We start from the raw sequence: 13,737 nt of genomic DNA, 5'->3' as shown, positions 1-13,737 counted from the left end.
GGGGAGGGACGGGGTCAGCTGACGCCGAAGGGGAGGCCGAGCAGGTACCAGGCCACGAAGAACGCGACCCAGGCGACCCAGACGACGGCGGCGATCGGGATGGTGAAGGAGGCCAGGGTGCCGATGCCGGCGGACTTGCGGTGCTGCTGGATGAAGCCCAATGCCATCGCGAAGTACGGGCTCATCGGGGTGACGCAGTTGGTGACCGAGTCGGCGACGCGGTAGACGGCCTGGGTGGTCTCGGGCTCGATCCCGACGAGCATCAGCATGGGCACGAGCACCGGAGCGGCCAGCGCCCACAGGGCGGAACCGCTGGTGATGACGAGGTTCATGAACGTGATCAGCACGGCGATGCCGACCAGCACAGTCCAGCCGCCCAGGTGCAGGTCGCGCAGGGTCTCCGCGCCCTTGATGGCGAGGACGTTGCCGATGTTCGTCCACTTGAAGTAGGCGAGGAACTGGGAGATCGCGAAGAAGAGGACGAGGATCGGGGCGTACGAGCGGGTGCCGTCGACCAGCGCGTCGACGATGTCGCGGGCCGCGCGGAAGGTCCCGGTCATGCGGCCGTAGACCCAGCCGAGCAGGGCGAAGAACGCGAACAGGACCAGCGACATGCCCGTGATCAGCGGGGATTCGACGATGGAGCCGCCCTTGCCGCGCAGCGGTGAGGACTCCGGGATCATGGCCGCCGCCAGGAGCGCGAGGAAGCCGAGCGCGACCAGCCCGGTCACCCGCAGCGCGCGGCGCTGCTGCCCGGTGACCTCGATCTCGGCCAACTCGGCGGCGTTCAGCGCGGCGACCGGCTCATCGGGGTCCAGGTCCGAGCGCTTGGCGATGACCTTGTCGACGACGAGCGTGATCACCAGGGCCACCAGGACCGAGGAGGCGAGCCCGAAGAAGTAGTTCGCCACCGGAGTGACGACGTAGTCCGCGTCCACCGTGTGGGCGGCGGCGGTGGAGATCGACGACAACAGGACGTCGGTCGTGGTGAGGGACGGCGAGGCGTCGTAGCCGGCGGAGATGGAGACGTAGGCGACGATGCAGCCGAGGACGGGGCTGCGGCCCGCGGCGCGGTAGATCAGCGCCCCGAGCGGGATGAGGGTGACGTACGCGGCATCACCGGCGACGTGGGCGACCATGGCCGTCATCGACAGCGCGAACGTGAGGTACTTGCCCGGCACCCGCGCGACCATGCGGCGCAGCATGGTCGTGAACAGCCCGCTCGCCTCGGCGACGGAGATGCCGAAGCCCACGATGAGGATCGTGGCCAGCGGCGGGAAGGTCGCGAAGTTGTCGACAGCCCCCTCGACCATCGTCGTGAGCCCGGCCTGGCTGAGCAGGCTCTGCACCTCGATGGTCTCGTGCGTTCCGGGGTGCACCGTGCCGACACCGGCCGCCGCCAGCACCGCGCTGAGGACGACCACGACCCCCGCGAGAATCCAGAACAGCCAGAACGGGTTGGGCAGTTTGTTGCCGACCTTCTCGATCGCCGCGAAACCTCGGAACGCGGCGCGCAGGACTCTCGAGGGGGGCTCGGTCGGCTGGGGTTCGGTCGCGGTGGCACTCATGGGTACCTCTTCGTGCATTCCGGGGACGTTCCCGCAAACCATGGCACTCAAGTGAGAGATTCGCTATAGCCAGGATGTAACGTTGGGATTAATCGGCGGTCTAAGGTGAGGGAACATGACTCGCCCTCTGCTCGACGAGCTCGACCGGCGCCTCATCGGGGCACTGCACCTGGCGCCCCGGGCGACCTGGGACGACATCGGCGCGATCCTGTCCGCCGACGCCAGTACCCTCAAACGCCGCTTCGACCGGCTGCACGAGTCCCGGATGGTTCGCGTGATCGGGCAGGCCGACTGGGGCATGCACTCCAGGGCGATGCCGGTCCACGTCTTCCTGGACATCACCGGCGAGACCCCACTCGCCGTCCTCGACCGGCTCCGCGCCCTCCCCCATCTGCAGCTCCTGGCGCAGATCTCCGGGGACTACCCGCTCTACGCCGTCGTCCACGCGCCTTCCGAGACGGCCACCAGCGAGGCGATCGACCGGATGTTCTCGATCCCCGGCGTCCGCCGCGTCAACGCCCTGCCCGCGCTCAGCACCCTGCGCCGGGGCATCACCTGGGACCCGCAATTCCTGACCGACACCGAACGGGCCGACCTGCTGAAGCTCACCGGCGCCCGCCCCGAGGGCACCGCGACCGCGACGCCTCCCGCGAAACCCCTGAGCGAGGCCGAACGCATCGTGGTCGCCCAGCTGATGCGGGACGGCCGGGCATCCTCCGCGAGCATCGCCCGAGCCGCCGGTCTCGCCACCTCCACCGCGCACCGCGTCGTGCGCCGGGTCCTGGACGAGTGCTGGGTCAAACCCCGGCTCGAGGTGGTGTCGGAGTGGCTGGGCTTCCAGACCTCCTTCGTGCTGCGCCTGCGGGTCGCGCCTGGCCAGACGCCCGACGTCATGCGCCGCCTCGACCAGTTCCCCCAGACCCGGCTCGCCGTACACGTCGCCAGCGACATATCCGTCCTGTGCTCCGGCATGGTCACCGACCGCTCCGCGCTGGCGGTGTTCATCGACAATGAGCTCGCCACGATCCCCGGCATCCTCACCGTCAGCGTCGACGTCATGCTGGCCGAGCCTCGCCGCTACTGGCTGGACCGGGACCTGACCGCGGGGCTCGGGGAGTTCCACGCACCGACACTGCTGTGAATCACCGGGCTCTCCATCGGCTCACCCCGCCGATGCCGCGGTCGGGGCGAACGATTCCGCGGTCGGGACGAACGCGGGCAGCGTCGCCTCGACGCTGAACCCGCCGTCGGAGCAGGGTTCGGCGCGCAGCGTGCCGTGCACAAGCTCGATGCGCTGCCGCAGATGCGCGATCCCCGGACCGGAGCCGGTACCGGCGAGGGCGCTGCGCGGGCTGCCCGCCGGGGGTGTGTTGTGGACCGTCAGCCGCACCTGTGCGGTGTCGTACTCCACACGCACCCTCACCCGGGCGCCAGGAGCGTGCTTGCGTACGTTGGTCAGCGCCTCGCGCAGCACCCGGTAGGCGGTGCGCCCGACCACCGGTGAGGCCAGCGCCGGGTCGCCCTCCGGCGCGGTGCGCAGAATGCCGACCAGGTCCCGCAGTTCCTCCAGCGCCTGGGCCCGCACCAGCCTGCGGCGGGCGTCGAAGTACAGCCCCAGCAGCGGCCCGACCGCGGTACGCAGCAGCCCGATCGTCATGTTCGTGGCGGACGGATCCCAGGGCCGCATGACGACGAGGGTGAAGGCGGCGAGCACGACGTACGCGGTCCGGCGGTCATGACGCTCACCGTAGGACACCCGCCTCGCGGCCCCGTTCCGGTCGGCGGCACCGGATACTTCCGCCTCGGCGGACCCTACGAAAGTCGTATGCCGTGCGTCGCGGGCAAGCCCTTCGTCGGGTGCGGAACCAACCGCCCGCCCTGCCGCGCGGTGCGCCCGCCGCCGTGGAATGGGGGCATGGATGCGACAGGCAACACCGCCGCGACGACACCCCGGCTCGGCCGCTACACGATCGACACAGATAAATCGTCCATCTCGTTCAAGAGCAGACACCTTTTCGGCCTTCTGCCGGTCCACGGCACCTTCGCGATCCGCGGCGGCACCGTCGAGGTGGCCGAGCCGATCTTCGAGTCGAGTGTGCAAGCGGAGGTCGACGCGGCGAGTTTCCGTACGGGCCATGCCCAGCGGGACGCCGCCGTACGGTCGGTGACGTTCCTGGACACCGACCGGCATCCGCTGATCACGTTCGCCTCCGACCGGGTGGACACCACCACGGTCTCCGGCACGCTCACCACATGCGGACGCTCCCGGCCGGCGAGCCTGTCGATCGTGCACTCCGAGGTGCTGGCGGATGCCTTCACCGTCCGTGCCACCACACGGGTCGACCGCACCGCATTCGGTGTGACGGCGGCCCGTGGCATGGCCGGGCGCCATCTCGATCTGACGTTGGAGATCCGTTGCGTCCGCATCTGACACCGGAGCACCTGACACCGGAGCACCTGACACCGGGTGCCGCGCGACAAGCGACGGAAGACGGCCATGGCTGACGCGGTCGTGGTCGAGGGCCTGCACAAGCGGTACGGCGCGGTGCGGGCGGTGCGCGGGGTGAGCTTCACCATCGAGCACGGGGAGATCTTCGCGCTGCTCGGCCGCAACGGGGCGGGCAAGACCACCACCATGGAGATCCTGGAGGGGTTTCGGCGCCGCGACTCCGGACGGGTCGACGTACTCGGTCTGGACCCGGGTGAGAAGGCCACCGAGCGCGCCCTGCGCGAGCGGATCGGGCTGGTATTGCAGGACATCGCGGTCGAGCCCTATCTCACCGTCCGCGAGACGATCGCCCGCGACGCGGGCTACTACCCCGCGCCGCGCGACATCGACGAGGTGATCGGCCTGGTCGGCCTCGCCGGGCTGGAGAAGAAGAAGGTCCGGGCGCTCTCCGGCGGCCAGAAACGCCGCCTGGATCTCGCGCTTGGCCTGATCGGCGGCCCCACCCTGCTCTTCCTCGACGAGCCGACGACCGGATTCGATCCGAACGCGCGCCGGGACGCCTGGCAGTTGGTGCGGGACCTGCGCGACGCGGGCACCACCGTCCTGCTCACCACCCACTCCATGGAAGAGGCCGAGGAGCTGGCCGACCGGGTGGCGGTGATCGCCGACGGGCGGATCGTGGCCGAGGGCACCCCCGGGACCCTGGGCGGACGCGACACGGCACGGGCCCGGATCCGCTTCGCGCTGCCGCCCGGAACCACGGTCGCCGATCTGCCGGTTCCCGCCGCGCCCGGCGAGGGCGGCCTGGTCACCGTCGAGTCCGCGGAGCCGACCCGGACGCTGCACCAACTCACCGGCTGGGCGCTGCGCCGCGACACCGTGCTCGCCGGGCTGAGGGTCGACCGGCCGAGCCTGGAGGACGTCTATATGCGCCTGACCGACCACAGCCACAGCACACCGGAGAGGAGCGCACCGTGAGCATCGACGTTCCCCGCGCCCAGGCCGGGCGCCTGTCGAGCCGCCGCCTGGGCCTGCGCCTGCTGTGGCATCAGATCCGCTACGAGCAGTTGACGTTCTGGCGGAATCCGCAGAGCGCGTTCTTCACGTTCGTCTTCCCGGTCGTGGTCATGGCGATCTTCGGCGGGCTGTTCGGCTCCATCGGGAAGAGCGAGTTCTATTACGGGCGATCCGCGCTCCAGTACTACGTGTCCACGATCGCCGCGGTGTCCGTGCTGGGCTCCTGCTACAGCCAGTTGGCGATCGTGCTCGCGACGCGACGGCAGAACGGAATGCTGAAGCGAGTCCGGGCCACCCCCCTGCCCGCCTCCGGGTACTTCGCGGGTCTGCTGGCGCACTGCGTCCTGGTGAGCGTCGTCGACGTCCTGCTCATCACGGCGGTCGGCAGGCTCTACGGCGTCCCGCTGCCCGCCGCCCCGCAGTGGCCCGCGCTCGCGGTGTCCCTGGTGCTCGGCGCGGCCGCCTTCTGCGCCCTCGGAGTCGCGGTGGCCTCGCTGGTCCGCAACGCGGAGGCGGCGCCGTCGGTCGTGCAGTTCGTGCTGTTCCCGCTCGTGTTCATCTCGGGCACGTATATGCCGATCCACTCCGCGCTGCTGAACGGCATCGCCGGTGCGCTGCCGGTAAAGCCGTTCAACGACGCCCTGCTCCTGGCCTTCACCACGGACCACACCGGCCTCCCCTGGCGGGACTACGGCGTCCTGCTGCTGTGGGGGGTGGCCGGTGCGGCGGTGGCCGTCCGACGGTTCCGCTGGGATTCCAGATGACCGGTGGGGCCCGTCAGGCCCGTCAGGCCGAGGGCGGGATGTCGACATCCGCCTCGGCGTGTTTGACGAAGTCGTCGGCGAGCCGGTGGAAGAGCCCCGCGAGCTGCCCCAGGTCCTCGGCCGACCAGTCCGCCAGAGCTATCGACATGCCCCGGCGGCTGGCCTCTCGGATGCGCTCGACCGCGGCCAGGCCGGCGTCGGTGAGCTGGATGCGCTGGGCGCGGCGGTCGTCCGGATCCGGGACGCGGATCACATAGCCGCCCTTCTCCAGCTGCCCCAGCTGCCGGGTGACGTGGGAGGCTTCCACGGAGAGCCGGACCGCCAGCACTCCGGGGCGCAGCGGCTCGCTCTCGGCGATGTGCCGCAGGATCGCCACGGCGGCCCGGTCCAGGGACAGTCCGGCCAGGGCCATCAGGCGCTCGTGCTGCCGGGCCCGGCCGGCCAGGTAGGCGATGCGCGTCAGCGCGCGCTCGATCTCGATCACGTCCGTCGAGACGGGTCCCGCTGCGGATGACGGTGTGGACATGAGACCACCGTAACAGATGCTTGCCTAAGTCAAGTATTTCGAGAGAAAGGTTGCTTGACTCAAGTAAGTCGTTCATGCTTGCCTGAGTCAAGCAAGTCAGCCCCACGGCGTCCCCCGCCGCGGGCACCCAGGCCGGGGCCACCTTGAGCGGAGACGGCCCCAACGCGCGCCGAACCCGTGGGGACGGGGGTTGGCGCGGTCCCGGGCCCGGCGGCCGGAACCCCCGTCCGCCGCCGGGTCCGGCGGCACAGCGGCAGTGCCGCGCCCCCGACCCCCCAGAAAGAGAGTCCCTCCATGGCCACGATGAAGTCCGTCCGGACCGGCGAGCAGCACAAGATCGACGTCGTCGACGCCGAACGGCCCGCCCCCGGCCCGAAGGACGCCCTGGTACGGATCCGCGCCTGCGGCATCTGCGGCACCGACACCCACTTCCTCCACCTGGGCGGAGTCCCCTTCGGCCCGGGCGGGTCGATGGTCTCGCTGCCACTGGGCCACGAGCCCGCGGGCGAGGTCGTCGAGGTCGGCGCCGAGGTCATGGGCCTGAAGGCGGGTGACCGCGTGGTCGTCAATCCGCAGGGCGCCCCCTCCGGGATCATCGGCTGCGGCGGCGAACTGGGCGGCATGAGCGAGTACCTGCTCATCGAGGACGCCGTCGTCGGCAAGAGCGTCACCGTCTTCCCCGACACCGTGCCCTTCGACGTCGCCGCGCTCAACGAGCCCATGGCGGTGGCCCGCCACTGCGTCAACCGCTCCGAGGCGAAGCCGACCGACAAGGTCGTCGTCTTCGGTGCCGGGCCCATCGGCCTGGGCGCCGCCATCTGGCTGAAGCTGCGCGGGGTCGGGCACGTGGTCGTCGCCGACGTCATCCCCGAGCGCCTTCAAACGGCGCTGGCCGTCGGTGCCGACGCCGTCATCGACTCAGCCGCCGAAGACGTCACCGCCCGCCTGACCGAACTGCACGGCCAGGCGGCCAACGCGCTCGGCCAGCCGCGGGCCGGTACCGACATCTATATCGACGCGGCCGGCGCCCCCGCCGTCTTCAACACCGCCGTCGCATCCGCCAAGTGGGGCGCCAAGCTCGTCATGGTGGCCGTGCAGAAGAAGTCCGACGCCATCGACCTCGGCGGCATGCTGCGCAGCGAGCTGACCCTCATCGCCTCCCAGGGCTACCCCACCGAGATCTTCGAGGTCACCCCCGAACTCGTCGAGCACCAGGAGCGCTTCGCGCGGCTGATCAGCCACCACGTGCCGTTCTCCGAGGTGGAGCGGGCCTTCGAACTCGCCCTGACGCCGGGGGCCGCGGAGAAGGTCGTCGTCACCTTTGACGGACAGCCGTAGGCCCGACCGAGCCGCACCGCTCCCCCACCCCTCGCAGAGCCCGAGCCTGCGACCACGCCACTTACTCAAGTCAAGCAATCCACTTGCTCGCCCCTGGAGGCCCGCGCCATGTCCGACGCCCTTGCCCGACCCGCCGCCGGGGGTTCCGCCCCGCCGAGGCCGAACGCCGTGGTGGCGGTGCTGGCCTTCTCGGGAATCGTCGTCTCGCTGATGCAGACCCTGGTGATCCCGATCGTCCCCGAGCTGCCGAAGTACCTCGACGCCTCACCGTCGGACGCCACCTGGGCGGTCACCGCCACGCTGCTCGCCGCCGCCGTCGCCACGCCGGTCGTCGGCCGCCTCGGCGACATGCTCGGCAAGCGCCGCCTGCTGCTGGTCAGCCTCGTGCTGCTGGTGTCCGGATCGGTCGTCTGCGCGCTGAGCGAGTCCCTGGTTCCGATGATCGTCGGACGCACCCTGCAAGGCCTGGCCGCCGCCGTCGTCCCGCTCGGCATCAGCATCATGCGCGACGAGCTGCCGCCCGAGCGGCTCGCCGGCTCCACCGCGCTGATGAGTGCTTCCCTCGGCGTCGGCGGCGCCCTCGGCCTGCCCGCCGCCGCGTTGATCGCGGACAACTTCGACTGGCACGCCCTGTTCTGGACCTCGGCCGCCCTCGGCGCCGTCGCCCTCGCACTCGTCGGAATGATCGTGCCCGAGTCGAAGGTGCGTACCGGCGGACGCTTCGACCTGGCCGGCTCCCTCGGCCTGTCGGCCGGACTGGTGTCCCTGCTGCTGGCCGTCTCCAAGGGCGCCGACTGGGGCTGGACCAGCGCCACCACCCTCGGCCTGTTCGCCGCCGCCGTCGTCATCCTGCTCTCCTGGGGAGCGTACGAGCTGCGCGCCCGGCAGCCGCTGGTCGATCTGCGCACCACCGCCCGCCGCCAGGTGCTCTTCACCAACCTCGCCTCGATCGCGCTCGGCTTCTCGATGTTCGCGATGTCCCTGGTCCTGCCGCAGCTGCTCCAGCTGCCCGAGCAGACCGGCTACGGCCTCGGTATGTCCATGCTCACCACGGGCTTGGTGCTGGCCCCGCAGGGCCTGGTCATGATGGTTGTGTCCCCGTTCTCCGCCGCCGTCACCAAGGCCAAGGGCCCCAAGGTGACGCTGATGATCGGCGCGCTGATCGTGGCCGCCGGCTACGGGCTGAACATCGTGCTGATGTCCGAGGTCTGGCACCTGATCCTGGCGTCCTGCGTCATCGGCGCCGGCGTCGGCTTCACCTACGGCTCGCTGCCCGCCCTGATCATGGGCGCCGTGCCGGCTTCCGAGACCGCCGCCGCCAACAGCCTCAACGCCCTGATGCGCTCCCTGGGCACCTCCTTCGCCAGCGCCATCGCCGGCGTCATCCTGGCCCAGATGACCACCGGCTTCCACGGCCGCGCCCTGCCCTCCGAGAGCGGTTTCAAGGTGGTCATGGCCATCGGCGCCGGTGCCGCCCTCCTCGCCTTCGCCCTCGCCTCCTTCCTGCCGCGTCAGCGAGCCGCCGCCGCGCAGGGGGCGCCCGCGGCCGCGGGGCCGGACGAGTCGGCTGCCGAGTCGGCGGAGGCCCTGGGGACGGCGTCGTAACGCCCGTCCGCATAGCGCAGCCCCACCCGGGCGCGGCCGGTCAGCCGGTCGCGCCCGGGTGGGGTGTCCGTTTCGCCCAGCGGGCGGTCACCACGTTCACCGCCGCGACGGCCCGGGCGGCCTCGCGGCGGTCGGTGCGGATCGCGTTGGCGAATTCGACGTGGAGGAAGGTGCTGTCCTGGGCCGCGGCGGCGCGGCCCTGTTCATTGGTACGGCCCTCCAGGGGGCAGGAGCGGACCCAGGCGCGGCAGACCTCGAAGTCCCGGGCGCGCAGGGCGTTCGCGAGGGTGCGGGCGTCGGCGCGGCTTTCGCGGGTGGCGCGGCCGGTCGAGGCGATGACGTCGTAGTCGGGGGCGGAGTCGTCGGCGAAGCCGTGGATCTGGATGCCGGGCAGTCCGCGTTCGGCGAGTTCGGCGCAGACCGCGGCGAAGACGGTGTAGCGCCGGTGGGCCACATCGGCCGCGTCGCCGACGCCCGCGTCGCGATGGGCGCCCGCGAGCACGAGGACGCCGCCGGGGCTGCCGCGCAGGATGCCGACGCCCAGCTGTTCGGTACGGGCGTCGGCCACCGGGTGGGGAATCTGGACGGACCAGTGCGCGGGGGCCGAGAGGTCGACGTAGACGCGCCCCCAGCCGCGCGGCGTGGGGCCGGTGTCGGTGCGGTCGGCGATCTCGGCGTAGCGCCGGCCGGTGGCGCTGTCGGTGATCGTACGGAGATCGAAGTCCAGGGCGTCGAGGCGGGCCGCGGCCTGGTCGCGGTGGCCGTCCAGGAGCAGCCCTACGGCACGGGCGACGGCCTGGCGGTCGGCGCGCTTGGGCTCCAGATAGCCGGTGTCCGCGCCGAACCGGGCCGTGTAGTCGGTGATCCGGCGCTCCAGGTCGATGCCCGCCTTGGGGGTGGTGGTTCCGTCCTCGCCGCTGCCGCGCAGGGCGAGGACGGTCGTCAGCAGGGCGGCCACGGCGGTGAGCGCCACGACGCCGAGGACGAGGGGGTTCTTCCGAGCGGCGGCGGAGGTCTTCCGAACGACGGAAGAAGCCTTCCGGGCGGCGTGGGTGGTCTTCCGGGGGCGGTCGGCTCTCATGCTGGAGTCGGCTCTCATGGTGAAACGGACGATAGCGGGGCAACCGGTTTCGGCCGCCGGTCCGCGGCGATCACGATCGAGCGATCTGACTCACATTTTCATCTCCTCATGCAACCCTTAGCCCCGCGCGACGATCCAAACCTCACGGGTCGCGCGTATGCGCGGCCGCGCACCCCGCAGGGCCCGCGTATTGGCGCGCTCTGAAGGGCCGCGCGGGCGCCCCGGGCCATTCCCAGGCATTCCCAGGCAATTCCAGGTATTTCCAGAGAGGAGCCCCCGTGGCCGCTTCGGCGCCGAAGCGGCGGCGAAAGATCCGCCGACGGGCTGATATGTCGCTGATAGGCGGCATTCGTCCTCCTATAGCCGTACTCTCGGCTCTGCTCCTCTCCCTGGCGGGAATCACCGCCCTCACCTTCGGTAAAACCGAGAACGTCCTCGTACCCAAGGCCGTACTCACCTCCCAGCAGCACTTCGCCGAGGACGGGGCCGTCGCACTGCGCGCCTCGCTCGACGAGTCGGTCACCGACCTCGACCGCACCGCGATCCTCTTCAGTGAGGGCAAACCCGTCTCCGCCGACGCCGTCCTCGACAAAACGGGCAGCGTCTACCAGAAGTGGAGCGGCACCGCGGTCATCGAGATCAAGTCGGGCAAGCTGCTCGCCGCCCGCGGCGAGACCGTGCCGCTCACTGTGATCGACCGCACCAAACTCTCCGGCAAGGACGGCCTGAAGCCCCGTCTGGTCCGGCTGCAGAACGGCCAGACCCGGCTGATCGCCCTCGCCCTGCTCTCCTGGAAGGGCCAGCCCCAGCAGCTCCTGATCGCCTCCAGCAATCTGAAGGTGCCCGGGATGCGGCTGAGCGAGAGCCGGGGCATCGGCGTCGTGGACTCGACCGGCACGATCCTCAGCAGCGACGGGGCCCTCGACAGCGAGCGGGCCCAGCGCGAGCTGAAGGACTTCGCCACCATCTCCGCCAAGAAGTCCCGGCAGAACCCCATCAGCTCCAAGGAGCCGGGCTCCGGCGGCTACGCGGGCGTCAGCGGCAGCCTCACCGGCGACGCCTCGGGCGACCGGCGGACCGTCGGCGGCTACGCCTCGCTCGCCGCCTCCGAACCCGGCGAGTCCACCGTGGCCAGCGGCCTCGGACTGAGCATCGTCACCCAGGTCGGCGTCACCGAACGCGCCTCCCAACTGGCCCGGCCGGCCTTCGGACTGGCCGCCGCGGGCGCGCTGCTGGTCATCGGCGCCCTGGCCATCGCGGTACTGCTCGGCACCGTCCAGCGCCCCCTGATCCGGCTGTTCCTGGAGAGCCGCCGGCTCACCCGCGGCGATCTGGCCCGCCCGGTGACCGTGCCCCGGTTCGGCGAGGCCGCCCGTATCGGCGGCGCCCTGGAGCGGCTGCGGCAGCAGCTGCACGAGGAGTCTCCTGAAGGTGCTGACGGCGCGTCCGGTACGGACGGCGCGTCCGGCGCCCGCGGCGGCCGGCGCCTGGGCACCCGCGCCCTGGTCGCCGTCTCCGCCGTACTGCTGCTGACCTGGTCGGTCCCGCTGACCCTGCTGCTCAACCGGCCGAGCTCCTCCGTACACATCCCGGCCCAGGTGGTCGCCGACCAGAAGGCGCGCACCGAGACGATCAGCGACCGGGTGCGCCGGGCGCTCAACGAGGGCCACGCGGACCTGTCCGCCGTCGCCGCCCTGATCGGCAACCGCACCTCGGCCGACGACATGACGGCCGTACTGGACCGCACCATCGAGGAACACCCCCGCTACGAATCCGTCTACGTCGTCAGCGGCGACGGCGAGGTGCTGGCCCGGGCCGGGCACGAACCGCACCACTCCTCCGGTGAGCGCCCCGCCGACCAGCCCCTGAAGGTGTCCGGGCACGGCGGCAAGAAGCCCGTCATCCGCGCCACCGCCCCCCTCCAGGGGAAGGCGGGCGCCGCGGTCGTGGGCGAGTTCGACATCGACTTCGTCAACGCGCTGCTGCGCCGCGACGGCCTCGGCCAGGTCCGGGTGGTCGACGCCAAGGGCCGGACCATCGCCGGGAACTCCGGCTACCTGGCCTTCGAGAAGATGCCCGGTCACCTCTCCCCGCTGGTCGACCGCAAGCAGGCACACGCCAAGGTCCAGCGCGGCGACGACGTACGGATCGCCGCCGCGGCCCCGATGACGGGCGGCGGCGTGGCGAAGGTCCTCGACTGGAGCGTCGTCAGCTGGCAGCCCGCGTCCCGGCTCGACATCCCCGCGTACACCCTGCAGAACCGCACCGTGCTGGTCGGGCTGCTCGGCCTCACCGCGGCGGCGGCCTGCCTGGGCTGGCTGCACATCGTGGTCGTCCGCCCGCTGCGCGCACTCGCCGACCAGGCCGAGGCGCTTGCGGATGGCGACCGGCGTACCGTCCTCTTCCCGCGCCACCACGACGAGGTCGGCGCCGTCGTCCGCAGCCTGGAGCTCATCCGGCAGCAGCTGCAGGGGCAGCAGCGCGGGCGCGACGGCGCGCGGTCCCTCGCCGGAAGGAACTGAAAAACCGTGCTCTTCCTTTACACCGTGCTCATGGTGTGCAGCGCGATACTGCTGGTCGCCGGGGTCGTGGAGCAGCGGCGGCACTTCGCCAACCTGGACAACATCCCCACCCGGGTGCTGGTCAACGGCATCCGCGGCAAGTCGTCCATCACCCGGCTGTGCGCGGGCGCGCTGCGCGGCGGCGACCTGGTCACCGTCGCCAAGACCACCGGTACGGCCGCCCGGTTCATCCACCCCGACGCCACCGAGGAGCCGGTCTACCGCAAGTTCGGCATCGCCAACGTCGTCGAGCAGATCGGTATCGTGCGGCGCGCCGCCGCGTACCGCCCGGACGCGCTGGTCATCGAGTGCATGGCCGTCATGCCGGCGCTCCAGGAGATCAACCAGTCCAAGTTGATCCGCTCCACGATCGGCGTGCTGTGCAACGTCCGCGAGGACCACCTCGCCGAGATGGGCCCCACCCTGGACGATGTGGCGCGCTCGCTGTGCCGCTCGATGCCGGAGGACGGGATCTGCGTCACCGCCGAGAAGGAGCGGCTGCACATCCTCCAGGAGGAGGCCGACGCCCGGAACTGCCGCCTGATCTACGCGGACCCGGAGACGGTCACCGATGAGGAGCTGCGCGGCTTCAGCTGGTTCACCTTCAAGGAGAACGTGGCGATCGCGCTCACCGTCGCCGAACTCCTCGGCGTGGAGCGCAAGGTGGCCCTGCAGGGCATGTACGACGCGCCGCCGGACCCCGGTGTGCTGTCGGTCGAGCGCTACCGCACCGACGAGGGCAAGCGGCTGCGCTTCGCCAACGTCTTCGCGGCCAACGACCCCGAGTCGACGCTGATGAACATCAACCAGCTGCTCGACCTCGGGGCG

The 13,737-nt window shown here is 71.2% G+C and carries 12 protein-coding genes; 8 read left to right on the top strand and 4 right to left on the bottom strand.

The window, feature by feature from the left end; genetic code table 11:
- Window positions 1-14: 14 nt before the first annotated feature.
- The gene (locus tag CCN51_RS18435; RefSeq protein WP_014178631.1) at window positions 15-1,568 is read right to left on the bottom strand and encodes an AbgT family transporter; all 1,554 of its coding nucleotides are present in this window, start codon (window positions 1,566-1,568) and stop codon (window positions 15-17) included.
- Between the two features lie 115 nt (window positions 1,569-1,683).
- On the opposite strand from CCN51_RS18435, the gene CCN51_RS18430 reads away from it, so the two are divergent.
- Window positions 1,684-2,709, top strand: a complete 1,026-nt coding sequence (locus CCN51_RS18430) for an Lrp/AsnC family transcriptional regulator (protein WP_014178630.1) — start codon at window positions 1,684-1,686, stop codon at window positions 2,707-2,709.
- A gap of 21 nt (window positions 2,710-2,730) precedes the next feature.
- Here the strand turns inward: CCN51_RS18430 and CCN51_RS18425 are convergent, their stop codons facing one another.
- Window positions 2,731-3,324, bottom strand: a complete 594-nt coding sequence (locus tag CCN51_RS18425) for a sensor histidine kinase (RefSeq protein ID WP_014178629.1) — start codon at window positions 3,322-3,324, stop codon at window positions 2,731-2,733.
- A 159-nt stretch (window positions 3,325-3,483) separates the two neighbouring features.
- Between CCN51_RS18425 and CCN51_RS18420 the strand changes: the two genes are divergently transcribed.
- The 3 genes from CCN51_RS18420 (at window position 3,484) to CCN51_RS18410 (ending at window position 5,798) form a co-directional block, all read left to right on the top strand.
- A complete protein-coding gene (locus CCN51_RS18420; protein ID WP_014178628.1) occupies window positions 3,484-3,999 on the top strand; it encodes a YceI family protein in 516 nt (171 codons plus the stop codon).
- 66 nt (window positions 4,000-4,065) lie between these two features.
- A complete protein-coding gene (locus CCN51_RS18415) occupies window positions 4,066-4,995 on the top strand; it encodes an ABC transporter ATP-binding protein (protein ID WP_014178627.1) in 930 nt (309 codons plus the stop codon).
- Window positions 4,992-5,798: an ABC transporter permease gene (locus CCN51_RS18410; protein WP_014178626.1), complete on the top strand. Its 807-nt coding sequence runs from the start codon at window positions 4,992-4,994 to the stop codon at window positions 5,796-5,798. The genes CCN51_RS18415 and CCN51_RS18410 overlap by 4 nt, the downstream gene beginning before the upstream one ends.
- 22 nt (window positions 5,799-5,820) lie before the next feature.
- On the opposite strand, the gene CCN51_RS18405 is transcribed toward CCN51_RS18410, so the two are convergent.
- On the bottom strand, window positions 5,821-6,324 hold the full coding sequence (locus CCN51_RS18405) for a MarR family winged helix-turn-helix transcriptional regulator (protein WP_086859744.1): 504 nt from the start codon (window positions 6,322-6,324) through the stop codon (window positions 5,821-5,823).
- Window positions 6,325-6,618: 294 nt separating this feature from the next.
- Here CCN51_RS18405 and CCN51_RS18400 point away from each other — a divergent pair, with 294 nt between their 5' ends.
- Window positions 6,619-7,662 carry a zinc-dependent alcohol dehydrogenase gene (locus tag CCN51_RS18400; RefSeq protein ID WP_086859741.1) on the top strand — a complete coding sequence of 348 codons (1,044 nt, stop codon included), beginning with the start codon at window positions 6,619-6,621 and terminating at the stop codon, window positions 7,660-7,662.
- A gap of 108 nt (window positions 7,663-7,770) precedes the next feature.
- A complete protein-coding gene (locus CCN51_RS18395) occupies window positions 7,771-9,267 on the top strand; it encodes an MFS transporter (protein WP_014178624.1) in 1,497 nt (498 codons plus the stop codon).
- A gap of 40 nt (window positions 9,268-9,307) precedes the next feature.
- On the opposite strand, the gene CCN51_RS18390 is transcribed toward CCN51_RS18395, so the two are convergent.
- Window positions 9,308-10,366: a hypothetical protein gene (locus CCN51_RS18390; RefSeq protein WP_143675830.1), complete on the bottom strand. Its 1,059-nt coding sequence runs from the start codon at window positions 10,364-10,366 to the stop codon at window positions 9,308-9,310.
- A gap of 311 nt (window positions 10,367-10,677) precedes the next feature.
- Between CCN51_RS18390 and CCN51_RS18385 the strand changes: the two genes are divergently transcribed.
- Together CCN51_RS18385 and pgsB are read left to right on the top strand one after the other, a co-directional pair.
- Window positions 10,678-12,870: a HAMP domain-containing protein gene (locus CCN51_RS18385; RefSeq protein WP_014178621.1), complete on the top strand. Its 2,193-nt coding sequence runs from the start codon at window positions 10,678-10,680 to the stop codon at window positions 12,868-12,870.
- A 6-nt stretch (window positions 12,871-12,876) separates the two neighbouring features.
- A partial coding sequence (gene pgsB / locus CCN51_RS18380; protein WP_086859739.1) for a poly-gamma-glutamate synthase PgsB occupies window positions 12,877-13,737 on the top strand: 861 nt, incomplete at its 3' end.

This window comes from Streptomyces milbemycinicus, from assembly GCF_002154605.1.
Classification (GTDB): domain Bacteria; phylum Actinomycetota; class Actinomycetes; order Streptomycetales; family Streptomycetaceae; genus Streptomyces; species Streptomyces milbemycinicus.
Note: the sequence above shows the minus strand (reverse complement) of the source record. Positions and strands in the feature narration are given on the sequence as shown.

Coding starts and splice junctions, on each gene's coding strand:
- CCN51_RS18400 (WP_086859741.1), top strand. CDS start 6,619: ATGGCCACGATGAAGTCCGTCCGGACCGGCGAGCAGCACAAGATCGAC.
- CCN51_RS18390 (WP_143675830.1), bottom strand. CDS start 10,366: ATGAGAGCCGACTCCAGCATGAGAGCCGACCGCCCCCGGAAGACCACC.
- CCN51_RS18385 (WP_014178621.1), top strand. CDS start 10,678: ATGTCGCTGATAGGCGGCATTCGTCCTCCTATAGCCGTACTCTCGGCT.
- CCN51_RS18420 (WP_014178628.1), top strand. CDS start 3,484: ATGGATGCGACAGGCAACACCGCCGCGACGACACCCCGGCTCGGCCGC.
- CCN51_RS18415 (WP_014178627.1), top strand. CDS start 4,066: ATGGCTGACGCGGTCGTGGTCGAGGGCCTGCACAAGCGGTACGGCGCG.
- CCN51_RS18405 (WP_086859744.1), bottom strand. CDS start 6,324: ATGTCCACACCGTCATCCGCAGCGGGACCCGTCTCGACGGACGTGATC.
- CCN51_RS18435 (WP_014178631.1), bottom strand. CDS start 1,568: ATGAGTGCCACCGCGACCGAACCCCAGCCGACCGAGCCCCCCTCGAGA.
- CCN51_RS18395 (WP_014178624.1), top strand. CDS start 7,771: ATGTCCGACGCCCTTGCCCGACCCGCCGCCGGGGGTTCCGCCCCGCCG.
- CCN51_RS18430 (WP_014178630.1), top strand. CDS start 1,684: ATGACTCGCCCTCTGCTCGACGAGCTCGACCGGCGCCTCATCGGGGCA.